At 70.8% G+C, this 25,662-nt stretch carries 29 protein-coding genes; 28 read left to right on the forward strand and 1 reads right to left on the reverse strand.

The window, feature by feature from the left end:
- Positions 1–104 precede the first annotated feature (104 nt).
- From ABZ562_RS07675 to ABZ562_RS07695, 5 genes are all read left to right on the forward strand, one after another.
- Entirely contained in the window at positions 105–338 is a 234-nt protein-coding gene (locus ABZ562_RS07675; RefSeq protein WP_361475289.1) for a hypothetical protein, read from the forward strand.
- An 84-nt stretch (positions 339–422) separates the two neighbouring features.
- Positions 423–617: a hypothetical protein gene (locus tag ABZ562_RS07680; RefSeq protein WP_361475291.1), complete on the forward strand. Its 195-nt coding sequence runs from the start codon at positions 423–425 to the stop codon at positions 615–617.
- Between the two features lie 13 nt (positions 618–630).
- Positions 631–900: a hypothetical protein gene (locus ABZ562_RS07685; protein ID WP_361475293.1), complete on the forward strand. Its 270-nt coding sequence runs from the start codon at positions 631–633 to the stop codon at positions 898–900.
- Between the two features lie 77 nt (positions 901–977).
- Positions 978–1,169, forward strand: coding sequence for a hypothetical protein (locus ABZ562_RS07690; RefSeq protein WP_361475295.1), 192 nt, complete (start codon positions 978–980; stop codon positions 1,167–1,169).
- 7 nt (positions 1,170–1,176) lie between these two features.
- Positions 1,177–1,497, forward strand: a complete 321-nt coding sequence (locus tag ABZ562_RS07695; RefSeq protein ID WP_361475297.1) for a hypothetical protein — start codon at positions 1,177–1,179, stop codon at positions 1,495–1,497.
- A gap of 237 nt (positions 1,498–1,734) precedes the next feature.
- Here ABZ562_RS07695 and ABZ562_RS07700 read toward each other — a convergent pair whose 3' ends face one another.
- Positions 1,735–1,920 (reverse strand): hypothetical protein, encoded by a 186-nt coding sequence (locus tag ABZ562_RS07700; protein ID WP_361475298.1) that lies wholly within the window; start codon positions 1,918–1,920, stop codon positions 1,735–1,737.
- A gap of 90 nt (positions 1,921–2,010) precedes the next feature.
- Between ABZ562_RS07700 and ABZ562_RS07705 the strand changes: the two genes are divergently transcribed.
- The 23 genes from ABZ562_RS07705 to ABZ562_RS07815 all read left to right on the forward strand — a co-directional run bounded on the left by ABZ562_RS07705 (position 2,011) and on the right by ABZ562_RS07815 (position 25,652).
- Complete coding sequence (locus ABZ562_RS07705) at positions 2,011–2,505, forward strand: hypothetical protein (RefSeq protein ID WP_361475300.1); 495 nt, start codon at positions 2,011–2,013, stop codon at positions 2,503–2,505.
- A 162-nt stretch (positions 2,506–2,667) separates the two neighbouring features.
- Positions 2,668–2,907, forward strand: coding sequence for a hypothetical protein (locus tag ABZ562_RS07710; protein ID WP_361475302.1), 240 nt, complete (start codon positions 2,668–2,670; stop codon positions 2,905–2,907).
- A 63-nt stretch (positions 2,908–2,970) separates the two neighbouring features.
- Positions 2,971–3,684: a hypothetical protein gene (locus ABZ562_RS07715; protein WP_361475304.1), complete on the forward strand. Its 714-nt coding sequence runs from the start codon at positions 2,971–2,973 to the stop codon at positions 3,682–3,684.
- A gap of 95 nt (positions 3,685–3,779) precedes the next feature.
- Entirely contained in the window at positions 3,780–3,998 is a 219-nt protein-coding gene (locus ABZ562_RS07720; protein ID WP_361475306.1) for a MerR family transcriptional regulator, read from the forward strand.
- 365 nt (positions 3,999–4,363) lie between these two features.
- The gene (locus ABZ562_RS07725; RefSeq protein ID WP_361475308.1) at positions 4,364–4,582 is read left to right on the forward strand and encodes a hypothetical protein; all 219 of its coding nucleotides are present in this window, start codon (positions 4,364–4,366) and stop codon (positions 4,580–4,582) included.
- Complete coding sequence (locus tag ABZ562_RS07730) at positions 4,583–5,221, forward strand: hypothetical protein (RefSeq protein WP_361475310.1); 639 nt, start codon at positions 4,583–4,585, stop codon at positions 5,219–5,221.
- Between the two features lie 44 nt (positions 5,222–5,265).
- Positions 5,266–7,746 carry a hypothetical protein gene (locus ABZ562_RS07735; protein WP_361475312.1) on the forward strand — a complete coding sequence of 827 codons (2,481 nt, stop codon included), beginning with the start codon at positions 5,266–5,268 and terminating at the stop codon, positions 7,744–7,746.
- The gene (locus ABZ562_RS07740) at positions 7,743–8,066 is read left to right on the forward strand and encodes a hypothetical protein (RefSeq protein WP_361475314.1); all 324 of its coding nucleotides are present in this window, start codon (positions 7,743–7,745) and stop codon (positions 8,064–8,066) included. The genes ABZ562_RS07735 and ABZ562_RS07740 overlap by 4 nt, the downstream gene beginning before the upstream one ends.
- 11 nt (positions 8,067–8,077) lie before the next feature.
- The gene (locus ABZ562_RS07745) at positions 8,078–8,512 is read left to right on the forward strand and encodes a hypothetical protein (RefSeq protein ID WP_361475316.1); all 435 of its coding nucleotides are present in this window, start codon (positions 8,078–8,080) and stop codon (positions 8,510–8,512) included.
- 25 nt (positions 8,513–8,537) lie between these two features.
- On the forward strand, positions 8,538–9,257 hold the full coding sequence (locus ABZ562_RS07750) for a hypothetical protein (protein WP_361475318.1): 720 nt from the start codon (positions 8,538–8,540) through the stop codon (positions 9,255–9,257).
- A gap of 18 nt (positions 9,258–9,275) precedes the next feature.
- Complete coding sequence (locus ABZ562_RS07755; protein ID WP_361475320.1) at positions 9,276–10,751, forward strand: hypothetical protein; 1,476 nt, start codon at positions 9,276–9,278, stop codon at positions 10,749–10,751.
- 17 nt (positions 10,752–10,768) lie between these two features.
- Positions 10,769–13,513 carry a phage portal protein gene (locus ABZ562_RS07760; protein ID WP_361475322.1) on the forward strand — a complete coding sequence of 915 codons (2,745 nt, stop codon included), beginning with the start codon at positions 10,769–10,771 and terminating at the stop codon, positions 13,511–13,513.
- 24 nt (positions 13,514–13,537) lie between these two features.
- On the forward strand, positions 13,538–15,292 hold the full coding sequence (locus ABZ562_RS07765) for a hypothetical protein (protein ID WP_361475324.1): 1,755 nt from the start codon (positions 13,538–13,540) through the stop codon (positions 15,290–15,292).
- Positions 15,293–15,359: 67 nt separating this feature from the next.
- Positions 15,360–17,078 (forward strand): hypothetical protein, encoded by a 1,719-nt coding sequence (locus ABZ562_RS07770; protein ID WP_361475326.1) that lies wholly within the window; start codon positions 15,360–15,362, stop codon positions 17,076–17,078.
- A gap of 69 nt (positions 17,079–17,147) precedes the next feature.
- Positions 17,148–17,420: a hypothetical protein gene (locus tag ABZ562_RS07775; protein WP_361475328.1), complete on the forward strand. Its 273-nt coding sequence runs from the start codon at positions 17,148–17,150 to the stop codon at positions 17,418–17,420.
- Positions 17,420–17,764, forward strand: coding sequence for a hypothetical protein (locus ABZ562_RS07780; protein ID WP_361475330.1), 345 nt, complete (start codon positions 17,420–17,422; stop codon positions 17,762–17,764). The genes ABZ562_RS07775 and ABZ562_RS07780 overlap by 1 nt, the downstream gene beginning before the upstream one ends.
- Positions 17,765–17,785: 21 nt before the next feature.
- Positions 17,786–18,676 (forward strand): hypothetical protein, encoded by an 891-nt coding sequence (locus tag ABZ562_RS07785; RefSeq protein WP_361475332.1) that lies wholly within the window; start codon positions 17,786–17,788, stop codon positions 18,674–18,676.
- Between the two features lie 4 nt (positions 18,677–18,680).
- Positions 18,681–19,217, forward strand: coding sequence for a hypothetical protein (locus tag ABZ562_RS07790; RefSeq protein WP_361475333.1), 537 nt, complete (start codon positions 18,681–18,683; stop codon positions 19,215–19,217).
- Positions 19,218–19,225: 8 nt separating this feature from the next.
- Complete coding sequence (locus tag ABZ562_RS07795; protein ID WP_361475335.1) at positions 19,226–19,600, forward strand: hypothetical protein; 375 nt, start codon at positions 19,226–19,228, stop codon at positions 19,598–19,600.
- A 3-nt stretch (positions 19,601–19,603) separates the two neighbouring features.
- Positions 19,604–20,839 (forward strand): phage tail tube protein, encoded by a 1,236-nt coding sequence (locus tag ABZ562_RS07800; protein WP_361475337.1) that lies wholly within the window; start codon positions 19,604–19,606, stop codon positions 20,837–20,839.
- Between the two features lie 40 nt (positions 20,840–20,879).
- Complete coding sequence (locus ABZ562_RS07805; protein ID WP_361475339.1) at positions 20,880–21,236, forward strand: hypothetical protein; 357 nt, start codon at positions 20,880–20,882, stop codon at positions 21,234–21,236.
- A gap of 243 nt (positions 21,237–21,479) precedes the next feature.
- A complete protein-coding gene (locus tag ABZ562_RS07810) occupies positions 21,480–21,935 on the forward strand; it encodes a hypothetical protein (RefSeq protein ID WP_361475341.1) in 456 nt (151 codons plus the stop codon).
- Between the two features lie 45 nt (positions 21,936–21,980).
- Entirely contained in the window at positions 21,981–25,652 is a 3,672-nt protein-coding gene (locus ABZ562_RS07815) for a phage tail tape measure protein (protein ID WP_361475343.1), read from the forward strand.
- Positions 25,653–25,662: the final 10 nt, after the last annotated feature.

Consider the following 25,662-nt stretch of genomic DNA (forward strand, 5'->3'; position numbering starts at 1 on the left):
TGGTTGCTGACCGGCAATCACCGCCCTGACCTGCGCATCTATCACCCCGTCAACCACCCATCAACCAGCCCGTCAACCACCTATCAACCGCCGGAGACGACACCGTGCCCCACCACTACCGCTGCCCCGTCTGTGCCACCAGGTCCCGCCCCTACTGGACCCGGGCCGGGGCCGAAGAGCACGGGCGCGCCCACCGCCGCCGGTACCACGGAGGTGACCACCCCTTCGGCGAGCGCATCGTGCATGCGCCCTACCGGCGCCCCCGGCGGGCCGAGGTCATCGCCGCGTTGATCGCACTGGTCTTCCTCGCCGTCTCGCTCGGCCGACTCCTCGTCTGACGGCTGCCTCCTCCGCCCGGGCCCGCACCGGGCGGAGCGCGGGGAGCCGGACAGCCCGGACCACATCCGAAAGGGACCCCATTCATGCCCCGCTACACCGTCAAAGTCGAGATCACCCGCCCTCTGGGGCTGCCGAACAAGACCGTCGACATCGAGGTCAACGTCGACACCGCCGACCCCCTGGACCGCCGGATCATCCGGGCTGCCCAGAAGAAGGCCACTGCCAAGTACGGCTGCGCCCGGCTCGTCTCGATGACCGGGCCCAGCGTCCGCTGCTGACGGCTGCCATCTGATGAGCAAGCGTGATCACGCCAAGTGGCTCGGCATCTACGACAGCAGCCCCGTCGCCGACGTAGACACGAAGGCGAACTACCGCAAGCAGAGCAGCTACGACATCGGCGACACGTGGGAGCCCCCGCGCCAGTCCACCGGCCAACACCTGCGGCTCGACATGACCGAGGCCCTGTACGCCGGATGCGCCGTTGAGGTCCGCGACGGCGTCGTGACGATCCAGAGCCCCTACCCCATGGGCGGGCTGATCCGCTACACCCCCGCCAACTGACCCCGGGGCGGCCGTCCGCCTGCCAGCACCAGGCCGCCCCGGGCCCCATCCCGAACACCGAGACGAGAGGCCCCATCATGGCATTCGGCCGACGAAGCACCCCCGGCCCGGCGACAGAGGAACTCCGCGCGCACGTCCGCTCCAGCGGTCCTGCGTCCACCTGGACGCCGTCCCAGCGCGCCGAGCACGACCGTCTGTCCAACGAGGCGATGCGTGAGCAGGCCGGAGTCGACAACGACCCGGCGCCCGGCACCCCGCAGCAAGGATGATGACCCCATGCCCACACGTACCTTCACCCCCGCTGCCCTGGCCGCGCTCGGTGTCCCGCCCGACGAGCCGGACGACATCCAGTACAGCGACGTGCTGCTCGCCGACGAGCCGGTCACCACGCTGAAGTACACGGCGCAGCGGCGCTGCGTCTTCCGCGCCGACGACGGCAAGACGTACGCCGTCGAGTACGAGGGCCGCCTCGACACCGGCGACTATGAGGTCGGCGACTACACACCAGACGACCACGGCTGGTACGGAGGCACCGTCGAAGCGGTCGAGGTCGAGAAGCGTCCGGTGACCGTCACGAAGTGGCTCCCCGTCGACTGACGACCGAGTAACGTCCGGACTGAGGCCCCGCCGCGCACCCCCGTCGCGGCGGGGCCGCCTCGTGCAAGACCCGTGACACGCGCGCCCATACGCACCTACCGTGAAAACCGTGCCGCTTCGAGTGGCGGAGCACCATCTCCCCAAGGTGTAGCCCTGCCGCGTTCGGCATCGAGCGCCCCCGAGGGGTCACCCCGGGGGCGCTGCCGTACCCGGGGTGTCCCACACCCGATGCAGGGGCTACTCCTGCCCAGCGGTCGCGGGCTCGGGCGCGGAGGCCGGACGGGCCCGGGCCATCCACCGCGGCCGCCCCGGCAACTCCGCCGGACGACCCAACGGCTCCGCACCCAACGCCGCACACAGACGCTCCAGCTCGACCCGGGTCTCACCCTCCGAGTCGCCCTGCACCGTGTACGTCACGCCCATGAGGCCAGTGTGGCCCGTCTGCTGACAGGACGCTGGAAAACTGGACAACACGTCAAATAGCCGGTCTTCGAAGTGGGAGTATCTCGGATCATGAAGCGCACTCTCGCCCTCACCGCCCTCATCGTGCTGGCCACTGCCGGCTGCTCCAGCAGCAACTCGGCCGCTGACCCCAAGCCCGCCCGCGCCACCCCGCGGGTCGATGCCGCCTCCGCGCTGAAAGCCATCTCCGCCACGGTGAGTACCGCCAAGCAGAACAGCACCATCACCGCAGCCAGCGACCCGAACCACCTCCTCGGCAGACCAGGCCAGTACACGTCGAAGGTCACGTTCGCCGACTCGCGGGTGTCCAAGGCGGACGCCGCCGGGTTCAAAGCGGGCGACGTCGAGCTCGGCGGCGCCATCGAAGCGTTCGCCAACTCGGCCGACGCGGCCGCCCGCGCCGAATACATCCGGTCCGTCACCAAGAGCAGCAGCGCCCTCGCCGAGTACGACTACGTGCACGGCGCCGTCGTCGTACGTGTCTCTCGCTTCCTCACCCCCACTCAAGCCGGGCAGTACAAGACTGCGGCCGCCAAGCTGTCGTAGCGTCAAGGCCGGGAGTTGCCCTTGCGGGCACCCGATGAACGACGATTTCAGGTGCATCGAGGGCGTGGTCTACGGGCCGTGCCCTCACGAGAATTGCACCGGGGTCTGCGAGAGCGTCCGCGAATGCAACGCGGACGACTGCCGATGCCGAGGGGAGACACAGTGAGGAATTGGTTCCGGCGCCGCCGCCCCCGTCCCCGGGCGGACCACGTTCGGATCGCCGAGCTGGAGCACGAGCTCTTCGGCATCGAGCCGGAACCGGGGACGGCAGCCGCGTTCATCATCGGTCTCCGGCGACTCAACCCCCGAGCGGCTGGCGAGCAGCAAAGCCAGCCCCAGCCGGACTTCGTCGACATCTACGCCAACCCCGCTCTGGTGGGCACCGAGAAGCGGTGGCTCTGACCGGCGTTCTCGCGCTGTGCAGGCACAATAGGGTCACGACCCGCACGCACACCGGGAGGCCCAGTGCCCGCCGCTTGCCCCGGAGCCCACAACAACGCCTGGCGCCGCGCCGAAGCCGAGTTGAAGACGATCGGCACCCCGCACGACCTCAAGCCCACCTGGGGCCAGCCCGTCCACTGCAACCGCTGCACCGACCGTGCCCGCGCCCAGCTCGCCGAGCTCCCCGAACTCGTCGCCGCCATATGGCTGGAGGCCACCCACGGCAGCCGCGGCCCCAAGGTGGGCACCATCGGCCGCTCAGCCCACCGCCCCCCGTGGCCCGGTGAGGCGTCCCGCATGCTCACCGACCTCATCGTCGGCGGCCTCACCGAACTCGAAGACGACATCCGCGACCAGCGGCGGCTCAACCACCGCCCCTCCCGGGCAGGAGAGGGCGGCACCGCCACCGGCGCCGTACGGTTCCTCACCACCCACCTCGACTGGGCTCTCACCGAACACCCGCTTGCCGCCGAGTCCCACGAACGGCTCTCCGGCAACCCGGCATCCCTGATCGACCAGTGGCACCGCGCGGCCATGCGGTTCACCGCCCGGGACGCGCGGCTGGAGCACCGGCGCGTGCCATGCCCGCGCTGCGAACTCCTCACCCTGTTCCGGGCAGAAGGCGACGACTACATCGCCTGCCGGAACGTGGCCTGCGAACTGCTGCTCACCCCCACCGAGCTGGAGGACCACGTCCGGTTCCTCGCACAGCAGCACGCCGTCAAGGCCGTCGCTTGACATCTCAACGATCGGTGTCAGAATTCTGACCGGATCACTATGCGTACAGAAAGGCCCCGCCACGTGCGGGGCCTTCTGCATGTCGGGAGGTACCCATGGTCACCCTCGATGGGGATCTCAGCCGCACCACCTGGACCACACCCCAAGCCGCAGAAGCCGCCGGGGTCACGCCGGACGTGATCTACCAGTGGAAGCGGCGCGGCAAGCTCGTCCCCGTCAACCGCAAGGGCTGGCCCCGCTACCGAGCGATGGACGTCCTCCAGGTGGAGGCGTCGACGCGGCAGCGCGCCGGCCGGACTCACGTCACCGCTTGAAACTCCTCGCGGGCTGGCTGGGGCTTCGTGGGTAGCTCCAGCCAGCCCGCGAGGGACTTGTAGCTGCTGCCGAGGCAGGCCGGGGCGCGTCGGCGTCATGCCGTCCGGTCCACGCGCCCCGCTCCGCCCGGCCGCCACGCTGCGGCCGGGCGGACCAAACACCCCCGCTGCCCGAGGGACCGCGGCCGGGCAGCGGGCTCAACAATCCAGGAGGTCACGCATGTCTGAGACGTGGCCCAGCTTTCTCGCCGCCTTCGCCCTCGCCGGTGCTGGCCTGCTCATCCTGTGGGCACTGGACTCCTTGAGGGCACGGGCCACGCGCCGCCGCCATCGCCAGGATGACCCGCGCCACCACAGGAGGGGCCGTGGCTGACGCCCGCGCAAACGCCCACCGTGCGATCGACCACCACCTCGTCATCACCCGCGCCGACGGCACCACCCTCGACCTCGGCCGCGTCGACTACTGGCACCGCAACCCCCTACGCCGCGCCTGGTGGCGCCTGTGGGGCCTGCCCCGATCCCGCCGCCGCATCCGCGCGGCCAACCAGCAAGCGGCCCGGGCCGCACGCAACGAGGAGGCGTAGATGCCCACTACGGTCGCATTCACCAGCAAGGGCCGCGAGATCGTCACCGGCCGCATGATCGGCACCAGCCCGACCCAGGCTGAGCCGAAGAACCTCGGCTGGGGTACTGGGGCCGGGACCGCCGCGGCCACCGACGTCGCTCCGTTCACGGAGGCTGCTGAGGCCCGAGTCGCTGGCACCAGCTCGCTGGTCACCACCACGAGCACCAACGACACCTACCAGGTCGTCGGTACCATCACGAGCGCGTCCAGCCAGACGATCACCGAGACGTTTCTCAGCGACTCGGCGTCCAAGCCCGCTTCGACCACGGCCAACGGGGCGATCGCCTCGACGTCTTCCACGTCGATCACCGTCACTTCGGCGTCCGGCTTCCCCGGCTCGGGGAACTACAACATTCAGATCGACTCCGAGGTCATGACCGTGACCGGCGGCCAGGGCACCACCACCTGGACGGTCACCCGCGGCGCCAACGGCTCCACGGCCGCCACCCACTCCAACGGCGCGGTCATCACCGGCGGTAACACGAGCGGTTCCAGCGCGGTCACGAACGGCAGCCTGCTGATCCACGCGTCGTTCACCGGACTCGCGCTGAACTCCGGGGACAGTCTCACCGCCACGACGAAGCTGTCCTTCTCCTGACCCGGTAGCCGTCCGCCGCCCTCCCGCGCGGCAAGGAGGGGACCGTGACGATCAGCGCCGTCGGCACCCTCCAGGCAAACCGAGGCTCCGGCGTCACCACGCTCACGGTCGCCAGCCCCACCGTGGGGAACTGCTGGGTCCTCGTAGTCCGCGTCGCCAGCGCCGCCATCACCGTCTCCTCCATTTCCGGCGGCGGCCCCACCACATGGACGCGTATCGCGTCCGTGTCGCAGGCCGTTGTCGATGGGACGCTGGAGATCTGGCTCGGCACCATCACCGGGACCGGCAGCACAACCGTCACGGCCACGTTCAGCAGCTCGGTCTCCGGCATCTCCACCGAGCTGTGCGCGGAACAGTTCTCGACCACGCTCGCCAACCCGACCTGGGCAGCCGACGGCACCGGCGGCAACACGAGCGGCTCGGCCACCACCGCGATCTCCTGGGCCAGCCTCACCCCGACCGCCGGGTCCCGCCTCTACATGGGGTACGCGTACGTCACCAACACCGCCGTCGCCGGATCCACCCCCGGCTACACGTACACGGTCACCGGGGCGGGCAACGCCGTCATCTGGAACCCGGCCGTCACCGCCGCCTCTGCCCCCACCTGCACCCAGACCCCGGCCGGGAACGTCGCCACCCTCGGTGTCCTCGTCCGGGATGGCACGACCATCACCCTGCCCGGAGCAACGACCTCGGCCTCCAGCGTCCAGCGAGGCGCCGGCATCGTCCGACCGACGGCGGCCGCAGGCGCGGTTGCCCTGGTACGTCGCGCGAGCACCGTCCGGTCCGTCGCGGCCACGGGCGCGGGGGCCCTCAATCGGACCGTGGTCCGGTCTCTCGCCGCGGCGGCAATAGGCGCCCGGTCGCTGGCCGTCCAGACGACACAGGCGTTGATGTTGGTTGCCGCTGTGCTGGGCGTGGCGCAGCTCGTCCGGGGCGTGGGGCGCCGTCCGGCTGCCGCGAGCGCCGGGGGCACGGCCCTGGCGCGGGGCGTCGGGCGGCCCGTCCCTGCGGGCGGCGCAGTGGCCGGGGTGCTGCGGCGCACCGTGTCCAGGTCGCTCGCCGCGTCCGCCGCAGGGAACGGAGCGTTGCGCCGGGTACTGGCTCGGGCGCTGGCCAGCGTCACGTCCGGCGCCGCGACTTCGGCCCGCAACGTCGGGCGGCCCTTCCCAGCCGCTTCTCTGGGTACGGTCGGGCTGGCACGCCGTGTCGGTCGGCCGTTCGCCGTTTCGGCGTCGGCTGTCGGCGCGGTGGCTGTGGGGCGCGCGGTTCTCCTCACCGTGGCGGGGGCTGCGGCGGGAACGGCGGGGCTCGTACGGGCAGTCGGACAGAGGCTCGCGGTTTCGGCGACCGTTGCAGCTGCTGCAACACCCGCGCGCGTCCTGGTCTGCTCCTTCACGGCGGCCGTATCTGGCGCCGGATCCCTGGCCCGGCGGATCGGCCGCGCGACGACCGTGGGCGCTGCGGCCGCCGCCCAGACCGCCACCGCAGCGGCCCGATACCGGACGCTCGCGGGTACTGCGGCCGCGAACACCGCGCTCGTCATCGGCCGCGCCGTGCTCCTCACCCTCACCAGGACGGCCACGGCAGCCAGCAGCCTGACCCGGTCCTGTGCGCAGGTCCTCGGCGCGGTGGCCGCCAGTACTGCCAGCACAGCGCGGGCCCCCAGGAAGGCCCTTGCCGCTGTGGTGACCGCGACCGGAACTCTCCGCCAGGGAGCGGCCCGGCGCTTGGCAGCAGCTGCTTCGGGCACCGCCGCCGCTGCGGCCGCGTCCGCCCGCTCCGTGGTACTGGCCGCCACCGTGGCCGGAGCCAGCTTCCTTGCGCTCGGCCAGTCCACGCTGCGCACCCTGGCGGCAGCCGCTACGACCACGGGGACTCTGGCCCGGCGGATCTCGAAGCCGATGGCTGCGGCCGGCGCGGGAACCGGGGCCCTCGCCCGGAGTCTCGCCAAGACCACCGCTGCGCAGGCTGCCACGGCGGCGGCCCTCGTCCGGACCGTTGCCGCTGGCATCAGGCGTACGGCCAGTGGAGCAGCGTCCATGACCCGCGGCGTCGCCCGCAGTCTGCCGAGGACGAGTTCGGTGAGTGCGGGAATCGGCTGGGCCGCGGTCCTCATCCTCCGGTTCGGGGCAGCGGGTTCGACCGGACTGGTACGCCGGGTCGGAGCCATCCGGACAGCGAGCGCGGCCGCAGCAGGAGCAATGGGCCGGGGCCTCGCGGCCGCGGCGAAGGCCGCGGCGCTGGTGGGCAGCACGCTGCGGCGCGGCGCCTCCCGGGCGCTGGCCGCTGCGGCCTCGGCGAGTGCCGTGAGCGCGGTGAGCCGGGACTTCGCCGTACGGCTCCAGGCCGCGGCCTCCACCGTGGTCGCCGCGAGCGTCGCCGTCACCCGGGCTCTGCGGGACGTGACGTTCCGGGTGACCGGGCCATTCGTCCGCTGGGCCGTCCAGCAGACCGCCGGCCGCTGGAACAGCCGACCCGGCCCGGGCCGGTGGCAGGCGAGAGAAGGGGGCGACGACGAGTGATCACCCAGTCCGCCCTCAGTCTCCAGTACGTGCAGACCGCCGTGACCGCCACCGTCGCGGGCGCCCCGTACAACCCGACCGTCTCCAGCGTCGAGTTCGCCTTCACCCGCGTCCCGGCCGCGCCCGGCCCCTCGGACTGGGTGACCGGGTCATGGGACGGCACCACGCCACGTCTGCCCGGCAGCACATACGTGGCGCAGTGCCTCGTCGGTCCAGGCGGCGCAATCACGCTGGTCGCGGGGACGTACACGATGTGGATCCGGATCACCGACACGCCCGAAGTGCCCGTCATCAACGTCGGAATCGTCAAAATCATCTGAGGAGCCGCCCCGTGGGCACCCCCACCGCACCGGACCCGATGCCCGCACCGCCAGAGGCGCTCACCCTCCAGTGCACGCTCGGCGACGCCCCCGCCGCCGTCCAGTGGCAGCGGCGCCTCACCGACGCCGAGTTCCAGCCCATCCTCGACGCCGAGCAGGCGCGCCGAGACGAGATCCTCCTCCTCGCCGACCCCACACAGCCGCCGCCCGTCTTCGGCCCGATGCCCGACCCATCCGACTACACCATCGCGGTATACGCCTGCGCCGCGCACGGCATCAGCCTCGACCTGGCCGCCCGCATCCACCAGGCGACGTGCACGGCACCGGCCGTGGCAGACCTGCCCGGCTGCAACTGCAGCCCCGAGCCGACGCCGGAACCCACCCCGGAGGCGGATCGGGCATTCTCAGCGGCGCGCCCCCTTCCAGACCACTGGGTCACCGGCTGACCCCTCGCCTCCCCGGGAGGCCCCAATGAGCGGCGGTCCCGTCGGCCGGCCGCCGGACGAGCGGCGCTGCACCGCCACCAACCGGCCGCACACCGGCAAGCCGGAGCGGTGCACGAAGTGGGCCCGGCCCGGCCAGGACACCTGCAACAGCCACGCCCCAGACCGGCCCGTGGTCGGCGCGCCCCCGTACGAGCGGCGCTGTACCGCGACCGTCAAGAACGGGCCCCGAGCGGGGCGACAGTGCCCGAACTGGGCCATGAAAGGCCAGAAAGTGTGCCGCCGCCATGGCGGCGGGAGCCCTCAAGCCGCCCGCGCCGCATCACGCCGGATCCAGGAGGCCGAATTGACCGAGAGCGCGAACCGCCTGCTCGTCCAGCTCGGCGCGGACCCCGTCGAGAACCCGCTCACCGCGCTCGCCGAACTGGCCGGTGAAGTCCTGGCAACGAAGCGCGCCTTCGCCAACCGGGTCAACGAGCTCGCGGAGATCCGATACACGGACGACAAGGGCGGTGAGCAGCTCCGCTCCGAGGTCGCCCTGTACGAGCGGGCCGTCGGCCAGGCCGCCAACCTGCTCACGGCGATCGCCAAGCTGAACATCGACGAGCGCCTGGCCAGGATCACCGAGCAGCAGGCGGAGAAGGTCATGGCCGCCATCGACGCCGCGCTCGCCAACGCCGGCGTCACCGGCCCCGCCGCCGTGAACGCCAAGCGGGCCGCGGCCCGGCACCTGCGCTCTGTGAGCTGACCGGGGGCGAGGTGGGCCATGGACGCTCTCCTCCTCGCCGCGGACCGTCTGGAAGCCTCCGGCGAGCAGGAGCGCGTGGCCGCCAACTACGCCAGCGACCCGGCCCTGTGGGCGCGGGACAAGCTCGGGGAGCACCTGTGGTCCAAGCAGGTCGCGATCGCCGAGTCCGTACGAGACCACAGGCTCACCGCCGTCCAGTCCTGCCACGGCGTCGGCAAGTCCTGGACCGCGTCACGGCTCACCGCGTGGTGGCTGGACACCCACCCGCCCGGCGAGGCCCGCGTCGTCACCACCGCCCCGACCGGCGACCAGGTCAAGGCCATCCTGTGGTCCGAGATCAACGCCGCGTTCTCCAAGGCCGAAGCCCGCGAGAACCCACTCCTCGGTCGCATCAACGAGACCGAGTGGAAGCTCGGCAAGCGGCTCATCGCGTTCGGCCGCAAGCCCTCCGACTACAACCCGCACGCCTTCCAGGGCATCCACGCCAAGTACGTCCTGGTGATCCTCGACGAAGCGTGCGGCGTCAACAAGCAGTTCTGGACGGCGGCCAGCGCGATCGCCACCGGCGAGCACTGCCGCATCCTGGCCATCGGCAACCCGGACGACCCGGGATCGCACTTCGCCCGGGCCTGCGCCAACACCGACCGGTGGAACGTCATCCGCATCTCGGCGTTCGACACCCCCAACTTCACCAGCGAGCCCGTACCCGACGAGCTGCGCCCCATGCTGGTCAGCCAGGACTACGTCGACGACATGGCGTCGGAGTACGGGGAAGAGTCCCCGACCTACGTCTCCAAGGTCCTCGGGGACTTCCCGAGCGACTCCGAGGACGGCGTGGTGCGGCTCTCCACGCTCCGGGCCTGCGCCGCGCCCCGCGACATGCCGACCCCGGACGATCGTCTGCTGCCGGTCGAGCTGGGCGTCGACATGGGCGCCGGCGGCGACGAGACGTCGATCCGCGAGCGGCGCGGCATGCTGGTCGGCCGCGAGTGGAGGTTCCGGGAGAAGGACCCGGTCAAGGCGGCCGCGCGGATCGTGGAGGCCATCCGGGAGTCGGGGGCCACCACGGTCAAGGTCGACTCGATCGGTATCGGCTGGGGCATCGTGGGCAGCCTTCGCGAGAAGCGCGAGCAGGGCCGGCACAATGCCGACGTCATCGGCGTCAACGTGTCGGAGGCGTCCACGGAGCCGCACCGGTTCCCCCGGCTGCGGTCGCAGATCTGGTGGGAGATCGGCCGCAAGCTCTCGGAGGACAAGGGCTGGGACCTCTCTCAGCTCGAAGAGGACGACCGTGAGCGTCTGGTCTCGCAGCTCACCGCCCCGAAGTACAGCGTCGATTCGGCTGGCCGCATCGTCGTCGAGCAGAAGAAGGAAACCATCAAACGCCTCGGCCGCTCCCCGGACAACGCCGATGCGCTCCTGCTGGCCTTCTACGCGGCGCCGGGTGGCTTCGACGCGGCGATGGACTATCTCAACGCCATGCAAGCGGCGTGACCTGACTGGGAGGTGCTGTGGCCCGCTGGAACCCGCTCCGTCGCCTCCGCCGCCAGGAGACGCAGGCGCCCGACACCACCAAGGCCCTCGGCGCGCCCGCCTCGGCGCCGCAGACGTTCACCCCGGCCCAGGTCGGCACGCTCGTCGCCGCCACCGCCCAGGCCGCCCGGGACGACGGCACGTTCCAGCCCCTGCCGCGCAGCGAGCCGCAGGTGCCGTTCGGCCCGGGCGTGCCGCTCGCCCCGGCCGCGATCGACCCGCTCCAGCCGTCCGGCCGGACCGAGCCGCGGTTCAACGAATACCCGGTCACGAGCAATCTCCCCGGGGTCGGCGACCGGCTGGTGCCGTGGAAGGTGCTGCGGGACGCGGCAGACGCGGGGGGACTGCCGCGCCGCTGCATCGAGATCCGCAAGGCCGAGGTGACCACGCTCGACTGGGCGATCACCATCACCAAGGAGGCAGTGGAGGCCGCGCAGGCCGCCTCGCCGGACCGTCCGCGCGCCGAGGTCGAGCAGGAGCTCCGCCAGTCCCTCAGCGCGGAGATGGTGCGCTGCGCCCGCTTCTGGCAGAAGCCCGACCCGGGCCAGGACGAGAACTTCTCCGAGTGGGTCGGCAAGCTGCTGGAGGAGCACTTCGTCCTGGACGCCATCGCGATCTACCCGCGGCGTACATACGGCGGCGACCTGTACGCGCTGGAAGTCCTCGACGGTTCCACGATCAAGCCGCTGCGGGACCACCGCGGCGGCCGCCCGCTCCCGCCGAACCCGGCGTTCCAGCAGATCCTGTGGGGCTTCCCGCGCGGCGAGTTCGTGGCCGACGTGGACGACGACGGCCAGGTCATCGGCGGCTACCAGACCGACCAGCTCGTGTACAAGCGCCGCAACGTGCGCGCGCACACGCCGTACGGCTACTCGGCCGTCGAGCAGGCGTTGGAAGACGTCGATGTGTGGCTGCGGCGCCGGAAGTGGATCCGCGACGAGTACACCGAGGGCACCGTCCCGGCCGGGTTCCTGAAGAACAGCGGCCAGACGTCGTGGACACCGAGCCAGATCGCCGAGTACGAGACGTCCCTCAACGACGTCTACAACGGCTCCACCGCAGCGCGTCACCGGATGCGGGTCCTGCCCCCGGGGTTCGACATCGACACCCCGCAGGATTTCGGGGAGAAGTACAAGCCCGAATACGACCTGTTCCTGATCAAACAGATCGCCGCGCACTTCGACGTGACGATCGCCGAGTTGGGCTTCACCGAGACCGGCGGCCTCGGCTCGACGGGCTGGCACGAGGGCCAGGCCGACGTCCAGCAGCGCAAGGCCACGCTGCCGACGTCGCGGTGGCTGCAGCAGCTGCTCACGGCGATCTCCCGCTCCCACCTGCGTATGCCGCCCGAGCTGGAGTTCCGGTTCCTCGGCCTGGAGGAGGAAGACGAGGCAGCAGCCGACGAGGTGGCCCGGCAGCGGGTCATGTGGGGCCGCATGACGATCAACGAGGACCGGGACCGGCTGGGGATGGCCCGCTTCGACTTCCCCGAGGCCGACATGCCGATGGTGATGACCAGCCGCGGTGTCGTCGTGATCGAGGGCGCGTCCCAGCGCGGGGCGCCCGGCACGACGGTGACCGTACCGAAGGGCGGCTCCGACGCCCGCGGGGAGGGGAGCGCGGAAGACGACGAGGAACCACTGGACGAGCCCGACGACGAGGCGGAGGTGCCCGACGACGACCAGGAGCGGCAGGCCGCAGTGAAGGCCGAACTGGCCGCGTTCGGACGGTGGGCGCGCCGCAACCCTCGAGCCGGACGCCGCTTCGAATTCAGCGTCGTCACCAAGGCCGACGCCCCAGACCTCGTCGGCGACGGCCGCGTCACCTTCGCCGTGGCGGGGGCTGATGCGGGCCCAAAAGTCCCGGACGCGGACAGCGTCCGTGACTGGCCCGGCTGGCAGGTCGACCTCAAGGCCGTCGCCTACTGGAAGCCCCGCATCCGCAAGGCCATGCGGGACGCGGTCGACACCCGGCGCCTGGCCGAGCAGTGGATCGCCCAGCGCGCCATCACTGGGAAGTCCGACGACGCCGACCTGTCCGGCGTGCAGCGGGCCGGGGGCGACAGCATCGTCATCCACACCGACCAGGACGCCACATCCTGGCTGACCGCCCACGGCGTCGACCTCGCTGTCGCGCTCGGCATCATCCGCCAGCTGCGCGCCGAGGGCTATCTCATCGGGGAGCGGTCCGCCAGCGCGGTGCTGGCCGGGCACAGCACGGTGGACTGGTCGGCGTGGAAGCCGGGCGACCCGAAGGCGGCGTCGCTGGTGCTGCGGCCGGACGGCAGTAACGGGCTGACCGCGCTGCTGGAACAGGCGGGGACGACGATCCGGTCCGTGGCGGCGAATCGCATGGACAAGCTCGCTGCTGCCCTTTCCAGGGCGCTGGAGCGGGGCGACTCGGCCGACTCCCTCGCCGCCGACCTGCGCGGCATCCTGGACGATCCGGCGTGGGCCGAGCGGGTGGCCGTCACGGAGATCTCCCGGGCCATGTCGGCCGCGGCGCTCACCACGTACCAGGCCAACGGCGTGAGCGCGAAGTCCTGGCTCACCGCGGTGGACGACCGGGTCTGCGCAATCTGCCTCAACAACGAAGGCGTCGGCCCCGTGACGCTGACCGCGTCGTTCCCGAGCGGCGCCCAGTACCCGCCGGCGCACCCCTCGTGCCGCTGCACGATCTACCCCGAGACCGGCGCGGCCGGACTCGTCACCTACACCCGCTGACCGCCAGCGCGGAAGGAGCCACCGATGCCGCACCCGGACGTCGCCTACGCGTGGGCGCCGATCACCAAGATGGAAGAGGAGGACGACGGCACCCTCCTCGTATACGGGCCCGCCGCGTCCTCCGACCTCGACCGAGACCAGCAGCGCCTCAACGGCGACTGGCTCGATCAGGCGATGCCCCGCTGGTTCTCCGAGGGCGCGAACGTCCGCGAGCAGCACGACGGGAAGCGCGCGGTCGGCGTCGGAGTCGGCCTGACGAAGGGCGACGACGAGAGCGGCACACACATGCTGGCCGCGCGCATCGTCGACCCGGTCGCGGTCGCCAAGTGCCGGCACGGGGTTCTGAAGGGCTTCTCGGTCGGCATCAAGGGGCCGAAGGTCACGATGGCGAAGGGCGACGCTCCAGGCGGGGAGATCGTCGGCGGCGACATCATCGAAGTGTCGGTGGTGGACCGGCCGTGCAATCCGACGACCCTGTTCGAGATCGCCAAGGCCGATACGCCGGGCGGGGACTTGGAGGTCGTGGACGGCGCTGAGGTCACCGAGAAGAGCGACGCTGAGGCGTTCGGCCTGCCGCAGGAGCTGTACGACCGGCTCGCGGCCCCGGTGAAGGAGGCGCTGGCCGGACTCGCGGCGGGCGGCGCCGAGGTGAGTGGCGAGACGGTGAAGACGGACGACGCGCCGCCGCAGCTCGTGGTGAACGTGGCCGTCACCGCCGCCGATGCGATGAAGGCCGACCTGTCCGCGGCGGGCCGTCGGGAGGCCGCTGCCGCGGGCGCGGCGATGCCGGACGGCTCGTACTCGATCAAGACGAAGGCGGACCTGCGGAAGGCCATCAAGGCCGTGGGTCGCGGGGGCGCCGATCACGACAAGATCCGTAAGCACGTCATCAAGCGGGCCAAGGCCCTCGGACTGGAGGCCATGGTGCCGAAGAACTGGAACGCTGACGGCTCGCTCAAGGGCGCGACCAAGGCGGACAACGACGAGCTGACGGCGAAGGCCGAGCAGGTACTGCGCGACGTGCGCGCCCTCGCCCCGTCCCTGGCGAAGGCCGACGACGACACCGCGGCCGACGAGGGCGGCGCGACGGCGGGTGACGGCGGCGAGCACGACGAGGACGCGGACATCACTGGCGCGGACGAGGCGATCGCCTGCATCGCGCGGCTCATCATCGCCGAGGCCGAGTCCCTCGCCGAGGGCAACCTCAACGAGACGTGCGACATCGACCTGCTGCTCTCCGCCGTCCGCTCGCTGAAGTGGTTCAAGGAGAACGAGGCGTACGAGCAGCAGCAGATGGCCGCCGCCTCCAAGTCCGACACCACCGAGCCCGCCGCGGGCGGAGACGAGACTTCTGCGACGTCCGACGAGGCGCCGCAGACCACCGACGGCGAAGAGCCGGAGGACGACACCGAGGAGGGCGAGCCCGCCGACGGCGAGCAGCTCACCGACACAGCAGTGACGAAGGCCGATGTGGCCGAACTCGTCAAGGCCGCAGTCGCAGAGGCCACCACCGCTTCAGAGGAGCGCACCAAGGCGCTCGAAGCGGAGCTGGCGAAGGCGCAGCGGGCCATCGAGGAGTTCCGGGCCATGCCCACCGCGGGCGGACCCGCGCTCACTCGCACCGCAGCACAGCAGGCACAGGCCAAGGGCTCCGACGCCGACCGGATGCGCCAGGAAGCCAAGGACCTGATGACCAAGGCCGATGCCGTGTCCGACCGGGACCTCCGGGACGGCTACCGGGAGCGCGCCAAGGCCCTCCTGGCCAAGGCCGACGCCTGACCGCCTGCACCTTCACCCCACCAGCTCCGGCCCCCTGTGCGGGGCCTCTCGTATGAAAGGGGCCGTCATGGCTCTGCCCCGCGCCGAAGTCCTCTTCGGCGACTCCCCGGAAGCCCCCGCCCTCTCCAAGGCCGAGGTCTCCACGCGCTTCGACGAGCTGATGACCGCCGTCGACAGCGCCCCCGGCCGCGTGCTCGGACCCGGGGACGTCGTCCAGGCGTTCGCCGACGGCCGCGGCATCTCCTTCGACCAGCAGCCGACCACCGCGTACGGCGCCCTCACCAAGGCCATGTCCAGCCCGGACATCGCCAAGGGCCTGTCCGCCGAGTCCCTGGCGTCCATCACTGGCGCGCTGGACGAGCTGAAGTCGCAGCAGCCGGACCTGGTCAAGGACATCTCCAGCACGTCCCCGGTCGCGGGCGGGCTGGTCGCGTTCGATCTGGAGGCGCCGGCGAAGATGCTGACGCCGCGGCCGACGCCGCTGCGGAACCGGATCCCGCGGAAGAAGGGGATCGGCCTGAGCCACCGGTTCAAGGTGATCTCCGGCTTCTCCGGTACCGGCACGGGCGGCGTCGGGAACATCCACCCGGGTATCGCGGACAGCACGCAGACGAACTTCGCTCCGCAGGGCGGGTCGAACGGCCTGTACTACGCGCGCGGCCCGAAGATCTCGTACGCGGGCTACGACAAGAACGTGTCGTACTCGCAGTTCTCGGTGTCGGATCAGGTCACGTGGTCTGCCCAGTACGCGGGCCAGGGCTACCAGGACATCCGGCAGCTCTCCCGCACAAGCCTCATGTACTCCAGCATGCTGCTGGAGGAGCGCATGCTCCTCATGGGCCGCGGCACCTCCGGCAACGGCTTCCTCGGCGCCCTGGCCGCGCCGACCGGCCTCACCCTCACGGCTCGCTCGGCCGCCGCTGGTGAGACCGCGCTGACCGGCGTCAGCACGAACATCTACGTGAAGGTGACCAGCGACGCGGGCGACTTCGGTCAGTCCGTGCTCACCTCGGCGGCCAACGTCGCCCCGTCCTCCCAGGTGGTGGACGTCACCGTGACGCTCCCGGCCGGGGCGACCGGCATGCGGGTGTACGTGTCCACTGGCTCCAGCGACCCGGGCGACTCCGCGCGCTGGTACGCGGGCCGGTCCGGCACCAACACCTTCACGCTTCAGGGGGCTCTGCCGACCAGCGGTGTCGCGGCGTCCACTGTCACCGCCGACACCTCGGCGTACGCGAACGGGTACGACGGCATCCTGCCGATCTGCACCGGCGCCGACTCGGGGTACGTCAGCCGCCTCAACGGGACGCTGAGCACTGCGAACCCCGGCGTCGAGTGGCAGAACGCGTTCGTCGCGCTCTACAACTCGGTGAAGGCCGACCCGGACCGGACGCTGCTGAACGGCGCGGACCGCAAGCAGCTGTCGGACGCGCTCAAGGGATCTTCGTCGTCCAACTACCGGATGACGATCACCCAGGACCAGCTGACCGGCGTCACCATCGGCGACGTCGTCAACACGATCATCAACGAGGTGACCGGCAAAGGCGTCGCGGTCGAGGTCCACCCGTGGATGCCGCAGGGCAGCTCGGTGGTCCTGTCCGACTCGCTGCCCATCCCGGACTCCGAGGTCTCCGACGTCTGGTCGGTGTTCAACGTGCAGGACCTGATGGGGATCGACTGGCCGGTCAACCAGTTCGCGTTCGAGTCGAGCTCGTACTGGTTCGGGACGCTGGTCTGCTACGCCCCCGCCTGGAACGGCGCGATCACCGGCATCAAGGCCGCCTGACCGCCCTCTGATCGTCCGCGGCCCCGTCCGAGGGTACGGGGCCGCGGACCACCCTCAAGGAGATGCGCCATGGCGCGACTGTGCATGCCCGACGGCGCCTGCCGCGGCATCGACATCCAGGGCGCTCAGACCGGCGCCACCACCGCCTACACCCCCGGCCGCGACGGCACCGTCACCGTCGACAACCCCCAGCACGAGAAGGCCCTCCGCCAGTACGGGGCGTTCCCCGCCAACCTCGGCGGCCGCACCCGCGGCGGATACCGCTGCACCTCGTGCGGGTTCGGGGCGTTCTTCAAGTCCTGCTCCCGCTGCGGGGGCACCTGCGAGAAGGAGACCGGCTGATGCCGCCCAGGAAGCGCACCGCCCCCAAGCCGCAGCCCGACGAGGACCAGACCGGTACCGGCCCGGAGGACGACGAGCAGTCGACCACGCCGCCCGGCGACAGCCCGGACACCCCGGACGCGGCCGACGACTCGTCCGGCTCCTCCGACGGGCCGGACGGCGGCGACACCCCGCCCGCGACCCCGAAGGGCGACGGCAAAACCGGCCCGGAGGGCGAGACCCCGCCCAAGAGCGACCTGCAGAGAGTCGACCAGCCGTGCACCGAGTGCATGCCGAACGGCTGGCCCGAGGGGGCGTTCTCCGTCGGCTGCACCCACGGAACCTGGGTCCGCGACGTGAAGTGATGAGAAGGGGGGTGAGGCGCCATGCCCCTCACGCCGTACGTGTCCGCCGCGGCGTTCCGCGCCCACCCCACCTGGATGGACCTGGACGGGCTCCGGCCCGGGAACCCGGACCCGGCCGCTCAGGATGCCGTGCTCACCAGCCTGCTGCTGCAGGCGTCCGGGTGGGCGGACAACGAATGCGATCAGCCGCTCGGCGCGCACCTGTACACCCAGACCGCGCGGGTGCGCACCGACCGGGCCGGGATGCTCCGTATCCACGCCGACCACGGGCCCGTCACCGCGGTGACGAGCTTCGCGTACGGCTCGTCCCCGACATCGCTCACGACCCTGGCCTCACCGCAGGCGTGGGTGGAGGACGGGACCAACCTGGTCGTCGCCGTGGGCGGGGCCTCCGGGGCGTGGACCGGGTCCCTCCAGCTCGGCTTCGGTACGGCTCCCGGGGCGGAGATGTTCGTCCGCCTGTCCTACGTCGCCGGGCGGGCGGCCACCCAGCTCGCCGAGGCGGCGCAGGCGGGCGCGACCAGCCTGACGGTGGCCGATCCGACGGGGATCGAGCCGGGCGGCCAGTACCGCATCTGGGAGCCCGACGCCGAGGAGACCGTCACTGTCTCGCCCCTGTGGCAGCCCCCGGCCCCGGCCGCGCTACCCGCCCCGGCCAGCGTGCTCCTGGCATCGCCCACCGCCATGGGCCACGAGGCGGGGCACGACTTCTCCGGCCTGACCGCCGACCAACGGCTCGCGGTCGTCAACTACGTGACGGCGATGCTCATGCGGCCGGACACGACCGCCGAGGACGAGTACCCCGACAGCACCACGGGTTCGAGCACCCGCGGCAAGGACTCCCGTCGGACCGGTGCCGGGCTGATCGCCGAGGCGCGCCGGATCCTGTGCTCCTACAAGCGGGTGAGGTGAGCCGGTGAGTATCCAGACCGCGCTGGACGGCATCTGTCGGTATTTCGGCGGCCCGTACGACGAGGCCACTCGCACGTACCGCTCCTCGCCGCTGGCGGCTGTCGGGGTGGGAACGGTGCGCCGAGCGTGGGCCAAGCGCGACGACCATGGCGATTACTTCCTCGGCCAGGACGCCGGGGCCCGCACGGGCTGCCAGATCGTCGTTTGGATTCCACGCCACCACGAGGAACGCATTGCCCTGGGCGGCGCGCACAACGGCATGAAGCAGCTCACCTACGAGGTGCAGTTGCTCTGCTACATCCGCTCCCGCACCCCGTACGCCGAGGACGCCCAGGACGACGTCTATGCCTTGCGGGACGCGCTGGTGGAGCACATACGCCTGGACCGGACCCTCGGCGGTGCGGTGTACCAGGCGGGGGAGCACGTAAATGCCGGTCAGGCGGGCATCGACTTCCGGTACGGGCAGCCGGAGACCAAGGCCGAGCTGACCAAGTCGTTCCTCGAAATGTCCTTCGCAGCGATCGAGTTCGTCAACGCATAGGAGCGTCCATGTCCACCAAGAGCACGTCGGCCAAGGACGCCTCCGATGAGGCGCCCGCGAACGAAACCGAGACCGCCGCGGCGGCCCAAGAAGGCACGACCGCGACGGAGCCCGTGGAGGCGCCGCAGGACCAGAACGCCCCCGCGCCGGGCGTCTACGAGTACGTGCATCCGACCGAGTGCGTGTACCCGCACGTGCCGCTCACCGCCCGCCCGGCCGCCCCAGCGCGCCAGGCCACGGACGACGGGCCCGGCGCCGAAGCCATCCCCGCCACCGTCTACGAGTGGCTCTCCGGGCCGCCGGCCGACGGCCGCTGGACCAAGACGCGTAAGAAGCCCAATCAGGCCGCGGATAACGCCGGGCCTCTGATCAGCGAGGAGTGACCGGTGCCGACTCCCACCACCTACGCACCCGCCAAGCAGTTCGTCGGCATCGCCAACGAGACGAGCCAGGGCACCCCCGTCGGCATGACCAGCACGGTCCTCGTCGACGAGTTCAAGCCCAAGGACCAGCCGAAGTTCCTCGAGGACAAGAGCTGGCGCGGCAGCATGGCCACCGACAGCTACGCCCAGATCGCCGGGGTGAAGGCCGCCGAACTCGACCTCGGCGGGCCCGTCTACGGCGACGGCATCGGCTATTTCTTGCGCAACATCCTCGGTGACATGGCCGTCACCGCCGTCGCTACCGGCACCGGCGCGACCACGCTCGCCGCCAGCGCAGCGGCCGGCGCAACGTCGATCTCAGCTACGGCGACGATCCCGGCGGGCACGGTCGTGCAGATCGGCACCGGCACCACAGCGGAGGTCGCCACCACCGGCACCCCGACGGGCGCCGGCCCGTACACGATCCCGCTGACCGGCTACACCCTGCAGTACGCGCACGCCTCGGCCCAGGCCGTGACCCCGGTGACCGGCCCGTATACGCAGGCCCACAGCCTCCTCAACAGCGGGAGCGGGCAGCCGCTCACGCACACGCTCACGCACTTCCTCGGCCCGACGCCGACGTCCGGCGCCCGCCAGTACCCCGGGGCGTGCTTCTCCGAGGTCTCGTTCAAGTGGAACGCCGAGTCGGAGCTGCTGACCTGGTCGGGCAAGGCCACCACGTGGCCCAGCGTCGCACTCGGCGCGGCTCCCGTGGCCAACCCCTCGACCAGCCTGCCCGTCGCGTCGTGGCGCATGACGGCGGGCATCGGCGGCCCGGCCTCCGGCGCCACACTGATCAACACGATCACCGACGGTGAGATCACCATCAAGCGGGAGATCAACCCGTACTACACGGCCACCGGGGTCCAGACGCCGTACATCATCCAGCGCGGTGATGTGTCGGTGGAAGGCAAGCTGAACTTCGTCGCCGCCGACGAGTCGCCGCTGCTGTACATGCTCAACAACACCCAGCCGCAGCTGCAGCTCGTGATCGACAACGGCCTCACCGGCACCAACAAGATTGCCATCCAGTTCGACGTGGCCGTCGCGGCGTTCATGGACGTGGATCCTGACGGCACCAAGGCCGCCGTCGAGTACGGCGGCAACTGGAACTCGGTGCTGTCCACCGCCAACGCGGGCGGATCCGGCGGCTACAGCCCCATCAGGATCTCGGTGACCAACAACGCCACCGGCTTCTGAGCACCACCCACCCTCACCCTCACACCCTCGGAGCACGATCATGTCCACCACCGAACGCCACACCCTCCCCAGCGGCGCCTGGGTCCAGTTCCGCGACCCCATGACGCTGCGCCGCGGCGACAAGAAGAAGGCCATGGCCGGAGTCGGCGGCGACGTCGACAAGCCGCTGGCGATGGCGTACGAGATGACCGACGGCATCCTCCAGGTCCTCATCATCGACTGGTCCTACGACCTGCCGCTGCCCTCGGCATCGCCCGAGTCGCTGGACCTGCTGCCGCTGGCCGACGACCAGAAGCTGATGGAGCTGACCGAGCCGGTTCGCAAGCTCCTGTGGCCCGAGGAGTCGGCGAAGGACGCGAAGGACGAGGCGTCCCCTACCGAGCCCTCCGCCGTCTGAGGAGACGGCTGGAGGGACACCCCGTCCCGCCCGGGCACCCGGCCACCTCCTACGACGAGGCGTACGACTACCTGTGGTACGCCGAGCGGTATCGGTGGACTCCGCAGCAGGTCGATGAGATTCCGGCCTGGGTCGATGCGGTGCTGCCGCGGATGGCCGGGGTCCTGGACGACGTGCGGGAGGCCGAGCGGGAGAAGGCCGAGCGGGACGCGGAGCGCGAGGCACGATCACGGAGGTGACCTCATGGCGGGCAGCGTGCAGGTGACGGGCCTGGCCCAGCTCAACGGGGCGCTGGCCCGCCTCACCACCCAGTTCAACCTGGCGTCCCGCACGGCGACGGCGCACGCCTCGCACCTGGTCGAGGCCGCGATCAAGGAACAGCTCAGCAAGTCCAGCCACCGGCGCGGCACGCCGACCCCGTCGTCCCCCGGGGATCCGCCGTCCCTGGTGACCGGCACGCTGCGCCGGTCCATCACCGTCGCGGGCCCGCACCCCCTCGGCATGGGGGTCTGGGAGGCCCGCATCGGCCCCACCGCCGTGTACGGCCGCATCCAGGAGCTCGGCGGCGTCACCGGCCGCGGCGGCGCCACCGCGCTCCCACCGCGCCCGTACGTGGCACCCGCCTACGAGCGAGTCGTCGCCACCGGCGCGCTCGCCGCCGTCTACCACCAGGCATGGCGGGCCGCCCTCGCCCGCTGACCGCACCGCCGCATCTGCGTCCCCCAGCACCGTGAGGAGGCGCAGATGTCCGAAGGCGCCCTGCTGCCCCCCGTCGTCGTCCGCCTGATGGGCGACATCCGCCAGCTCCGGTCGTCCATGGCGCAGGCGCGCACCATGGTCGACGGCACGGCCGCCGGCATGCAGCGCGCGGGGGCGACAGCTTTCGCGGGCATGGCGAAGATGGGCAAGGCCACGGCCCTCGTGGGCGCGGGCGTGGCCGTCGCCAGCGTCAAAATGGCGGGCGACTTCGAGGCCCAGACGATGGTGTTGCACACCGCCGCGGGCGAGACCCTCAAGAACCTGGGCACTGTCCGCAAGGGCATCCTCGACATCGCCAGCGGCACCGGCACCAACTGGCACAACCTCACCGACGGCATGTACCAGGTCGAAAAGGCTGGGTACCGGGGCGCCGAGGGCCTGAAGGTGCTCAAGGCGGCGGCGCAGGGCGCGCGTGAGGAGAACGCGCGGCTGGACACGGTCACCAACGCCATGACGTCGGTGATGGCCTCGTATCACCTGGGCGCGAACGATTCCATCCGGGTGATGAACGGCCTCAAGACCGCGGCCGGTGAAGGCAAGATGACCATGGAGCAGTTCGCGGCCTCTTTGTCGACGGTGCTGCCCATCGCCTCCGCCAACAAGATCAAGTTTGAGGAGGTGGCGGGCGCTCTCGCCACGCTTACCCAGCACGGCACCTCCGCCCGCGAGGGCACCCAGGAGCTGGCGTCCACGATCAGGCAGTTGGCCTCGCCGAACAATGTCGCGATCGGGGAAATGCAAAGGTTCGGCCTGTCGGCCACCGACGTCTCCACGAAGATCGGCAAGCGCGGGCTGACCGGCACCCTGGACCTGCTCACCACGACCGTCCTGCACAAGATGGGTCCCAGCGGCACCATCCTGCTCGGGGCGCTCAACAAGACCAAGCAGGCCGCGAAGGACGCGGACATCATGGTCCGGGCGATGCCCAAGAGCATCCAGGGCCTCGCCCGCTCCTACGCTTCCGGGAAGATCTCCCTCGGCGACTGGCGCCAGGAGCTCAAATCTTTGCCGCCCGAACAGGCCAACCTGCTCTCCCAGTACGCCACGCTGCGGAACAAGACGAACGGTTTCTCCTCCGAGCTCAAGAAGGGCGGCCCGGCCGCCAAGACGTACACCGACGCCATCCGCAAGATGACCGGCGGCGCGATCGGCCTCAACACCACGCTCCAGCTGACCGGCGAGAACACGGACGGCTTCAAGGAGCGCGTCAAGAAAGTCGGCGAGAGTTTCAACCACGCCAGCAAGGACGTCGAGGGCTGGAAAGAGACACAGAAACTCTTCAACGTCCAGCTCGACAAGGCCAAGCAGACCATCCAGGTCCTGGCGATCCAGATCGGCACCAAGCTGTTGCCGGTCGTCATCTCGATCGTCGGCTGGTTCGGCCGGCACAAGGACGTGGCCGTCGCCCTGGCCGCCGTCATCGGCGGCGTGCTCGCCTTGTCGGTCGTCGCCTATGCGGCGAAATTGACCATGAGCGCGGCCAAAGGCGTCGCGGCCATGGCCAAGCTCGGTGCCGCCGGTGTGAAGGCCGGGGCCCGGGTGGTGCAGGGGTTCCGCTCGGCGCAGGTCGCCCAGTCGGCGTTCAGCGGGCGCGCGGGGTCGTTCGGCGGTGCGCTGCGCCGCGGGTTCGATGCGGCCCGGTCGGGCGTCGTGAGCTTCGGCAAGGCTGTCGCGGGCGCGACAGTGAAGGGCGGCAAGGCGGCCTGGGCGGGCACCATTCAGGGCGCCAAGGCTGTCGGCTCGGCGATGAAGACGGCCGGCGTGGCTGCCCTGGAGTTCAGCCGGAGGATGCTCGCGAGCGCCGCGGCGGGGCTGCGGGCGGCGGCTGCGTGGACGCTGCAGAAGATACGGCTGATCGCCATGGCGGTCGCCGAGAGGGTCGCCGCGGCGGCGCAGTGGGCGCTGAATCTGGCGATGTCGGCGAACCCGATCACGCTGATCATTCTCGCCATCCTCGCCTTCGTCGCCATCCTCGTGCTGGCCTACAACAAGATCGCTTGGTTCCGGAACTTCGTGAACAGCGCCTTCCACATGATCGGCGCTGCGGTCGGCTGGGTCGTCAACTACGTCAAGGCGCACTGGCCGATGCTGCTCATGATCCTCACCGGGCCGATCGGTATCGCGGTCGGGCTCATCATCAAGCACTGGAACTCGATCAAGTCGGCCACGTCGTCGGCCTGGCGGTCGATCAAGAGCGCGGTCAGCTCCGCGATCAACGCCGTCAAGCAGGGGATCAGCTCGGCGCTCAGCGCCATCAGGGCTCGCTGGAACTCGGCGTTGAGCGCGATGAAGGGCGCGGCGTCGTCCATCTGGAGCGGCATCAGGGCCACGATCAGTTCGGCGATCAACTCGGCGAAGAACGCGGTCTCCTCTGCAGTCGGTGCCATCGGCCGTCACCTGGCCAGTATCAAGTCCAAGGCGAAGGCGGCCCTGTCTGGGGCGTCGTCGCTGCTGGTCGGCGCGGGCCGTGACCTGATCCGCGGTCTGATGAGCGGTATCTCCTCGATGGCTGGCGCGGTGGCCGGGAAGGTGCGGAGTCTGGCGTCGCACGCGGTCTCGGCCTTCAAGGGCGCGTTGGGTATCTCGTCGCCGAGCCGTGTGTTCAAGACGCTGGGCGCCTACGTCATGCACGGCCTGGTGTCCGGGCTGACCGGGTCTACGGCCCGGGTGCGGGCGGCGACCGAGCACATCGCGAGGGCGCTGTACACGTCGTTCGGCCGGGGACACCGGGGACTCCAGCGTGCGGTCGCACGGGATAACGCTGCGCTGATGCGGCTGGCGAAGAGCCGCGACAGCGTGGCCGCCAAGCTGAAGACCGCGCAGAAGAAGCTCTCCGACCTCCAGAAGAACTGGAAGAAGGAGCGCGACGAGGTAGCCAAGGGCATCATGCAGAACGCCACGGTGGTTACCGGGCCGCAGGAGGACGGCTCGCCGGTCAACAGCTTCGACGTGGTCCAGCACATGAGGGACCAGGTCCAGAAGGCCCGCCAGTTCGCCGCGAACCTCCAAGCCCTCAAGAAGAAGGGGCTGCGGTCCGACCTCATCTCGCAGATCGCCGCCGCCGGTGTCGACCAGGGCGGAGACACCGCCCAGGCCCTCGCCGCGGCTTCCAAGGGCCAGATCACCGAGATGAACAAGCTCCAGTCGAGCATGAAGTCCGCGGCGAACGCGACGGGCGGCGCTGTCGCCGACGCCATGTACGGCGCCGGGCTCAAGAGCGCTCAGGGCCTGGTCAAGGGCTTGAAGTCGCAAGAGAAGAAGATCGAAGACCAGATGATGCGGATCGCCAAGAGCATGCAGAGGGCGATCAAGCGGGCGCTCGGTATCCGTTCGCCGTCGCGCGTCTTCGCTGACCTCGGCCAGTTCGTTCCGCAGGGCCTGGCCAAGGGCATCTCGGATGCCGCCCACCACGCCACCGCGGCGGCCTCGTCCCTCGCGGGTGCTGTCGTCGGCGCCGGTGCGCTCGGCTCGCCGGGCATAGCAGCCGCCGGTGCGCGAGGCGGCGGCAGGCCGACGATCGTCCACAACCACTACCACTACGACATCCGGGTCGCCGGGAGCGCGGTCACGATGGACCAGCTCTCGAAGGACATCGAGGCGGCGTTCTTGAGGCGCGGCGCCCGGAACTCGATGACCTACCAGCCCTACAAGCGTTGATCGGAGGCTG

Origin of the sequence: Streptomyces sp. NPDC019937 (genome assembly GCF_040631655.1) — a bacterium.
GTDB lineage: Bacteria > Actinomycetota > Actinomycetes > Streptomycetales > Streptomycetaceae > Streptomyces.

Excerpts from the sequence above, each read along its gene's own strand:
- ABZ562_RS07680 (WP_361475291.1), top strand. The coding sequence starts at position 423 with ATGCCCCGCTACACCGTCAAAGTCGAGATCACCCGCCCTCTGGGGCTG.
- ABZ562_RS07780 (WP_361475330.1), top strand. The coding sequence starts at position 17,420 with ATGCCGCCCAGGAAGCGCACCGCCCCCAAGCCGCAGCCCGACGAGGAC.
- ABZ562_RS07815 (WP_361475343.1), top strand. The coding sequence starts at position 21,981 with ATGTCCGAAGGCGCCCTGCTGCCCCCCGTCGTCGTCCGCCTGATGGGC.
- ABZ562_RS07720 (WP_361475306.1), top strand. The coding sequence starts at position 3,780 with ATGGTCACCCTCGATGGGGATCTCAGCCGCACCACCTGGACCACACCC.
- ABZ562_RS07750 (WP_361475318.1), top strand. The coding sequence starts at position 8,538 with ATGAGCGGCGGTCCCGTCGGCCGGCCGCCGGACGAGCGGCGCTGCACC.
- ABZ562_RS07730 (WP_361475310.1), top strand. The coding sequence starts at position 4,583 with ATGCCCACTACGGTCGCATTCACCAGCAAGGGCCGCGAGATCGTCACC.
- ABZ562_RS07770 (WP_361475326.1), top strand. The coding sequence starts at position 15,360 with ATGGCTCTGCCCCGCGCCGAAGTCCTCTTCGGCGACTCCCCGGAAGCC.
- ABZ562_RS07685 (WP_361475293.1), top strand. The coding sequence starts at position 631 with ATGAGCAAGCGTGATCACGCCAAGTGGCTCGGCATCTACGACAGCAGC.
- ABZ562_RS07795 (WP_361475335.1), top strand. The coding sequence starts at position 19,226 with ATGTCCACCAAGAGCACGTCGGCCAAGGACGCCTCCGATGAGGCGCCC.
- ABZ562_RS07690 (WP_361475295.1), top strand. The coding sequence starts at position 978 with ATGGCATTCGGCCGACGAAGCACCCCCGGCCCGGCGACAGAGGAACTC.
- ABZ562_RS07755 (WP_361475320.1), top strand. The coding sequence starts at position 9,276 with ATGGACGCTCTCCTCCTCGCCGCGGACCGTCTGGAAGCCTCCGGCGAG.
- ABZ562_RS07695 (WP_361475297.1), top strand. The coding sequence starts at position 1,177 with ATGCCCACACGTACCTTCACCCCCGCTGCCCTGGCCGCGCTCGGTGTC.
- ABZ562_RS07765 (WP_361475324.1), top strand. The coding sequence starts at position 13,538 with ATGCCGCACCCGGACGTCGCCTACGCGTGGGCGCCGATCACCAAGATG.
- ABZ562_RS07700 (WP_361475298.1), bottom strand. The coding sequence starts at position 1,920 with ATGGGCGTGACGTACACGGTGCAGGGCGACTCGGAGGGTGAGACCCGG.
- ABZ562_RS07805 (WP_361475339.1), top strand. The coding sequence starts at position 20,880 with ATGTCCACCACCGAACGCCACACCCTCCCCAGCGGCGCCTGGGTCCAG.
- ABZ562_RS07775 (WP_361475328.1), top strand. The coding sequence starts at position 17,148 with ATGGCGCGACTGTGCATGCCCGACGGCGCCTGCCGCGGCATCGACATC.
- ABZ562_RS07705 (WP_361475300.1), top strand. The coding sequence starts at position 2,011 with ATGAAGCGCACTCTCGCCCTCACCGCCCTCATCGTGCTGGCCACTGCC.
- ABZ562_RS07810 (WP_361475341.1), top strand. The coding sequence starts at position 21,480 with ATGGCGGGCAGCGTGCAGGTGACGGGCCTGGCCCAGCTCAACGGGGCG.
- ABZ562_RS07785 (WP_361475332.1), top strand. The coding sequence starts at position 17,786 with ATGCCCCTCACGCCGTACGTGTCCGCCGCGGCGTTCCGCGCCCACCCC.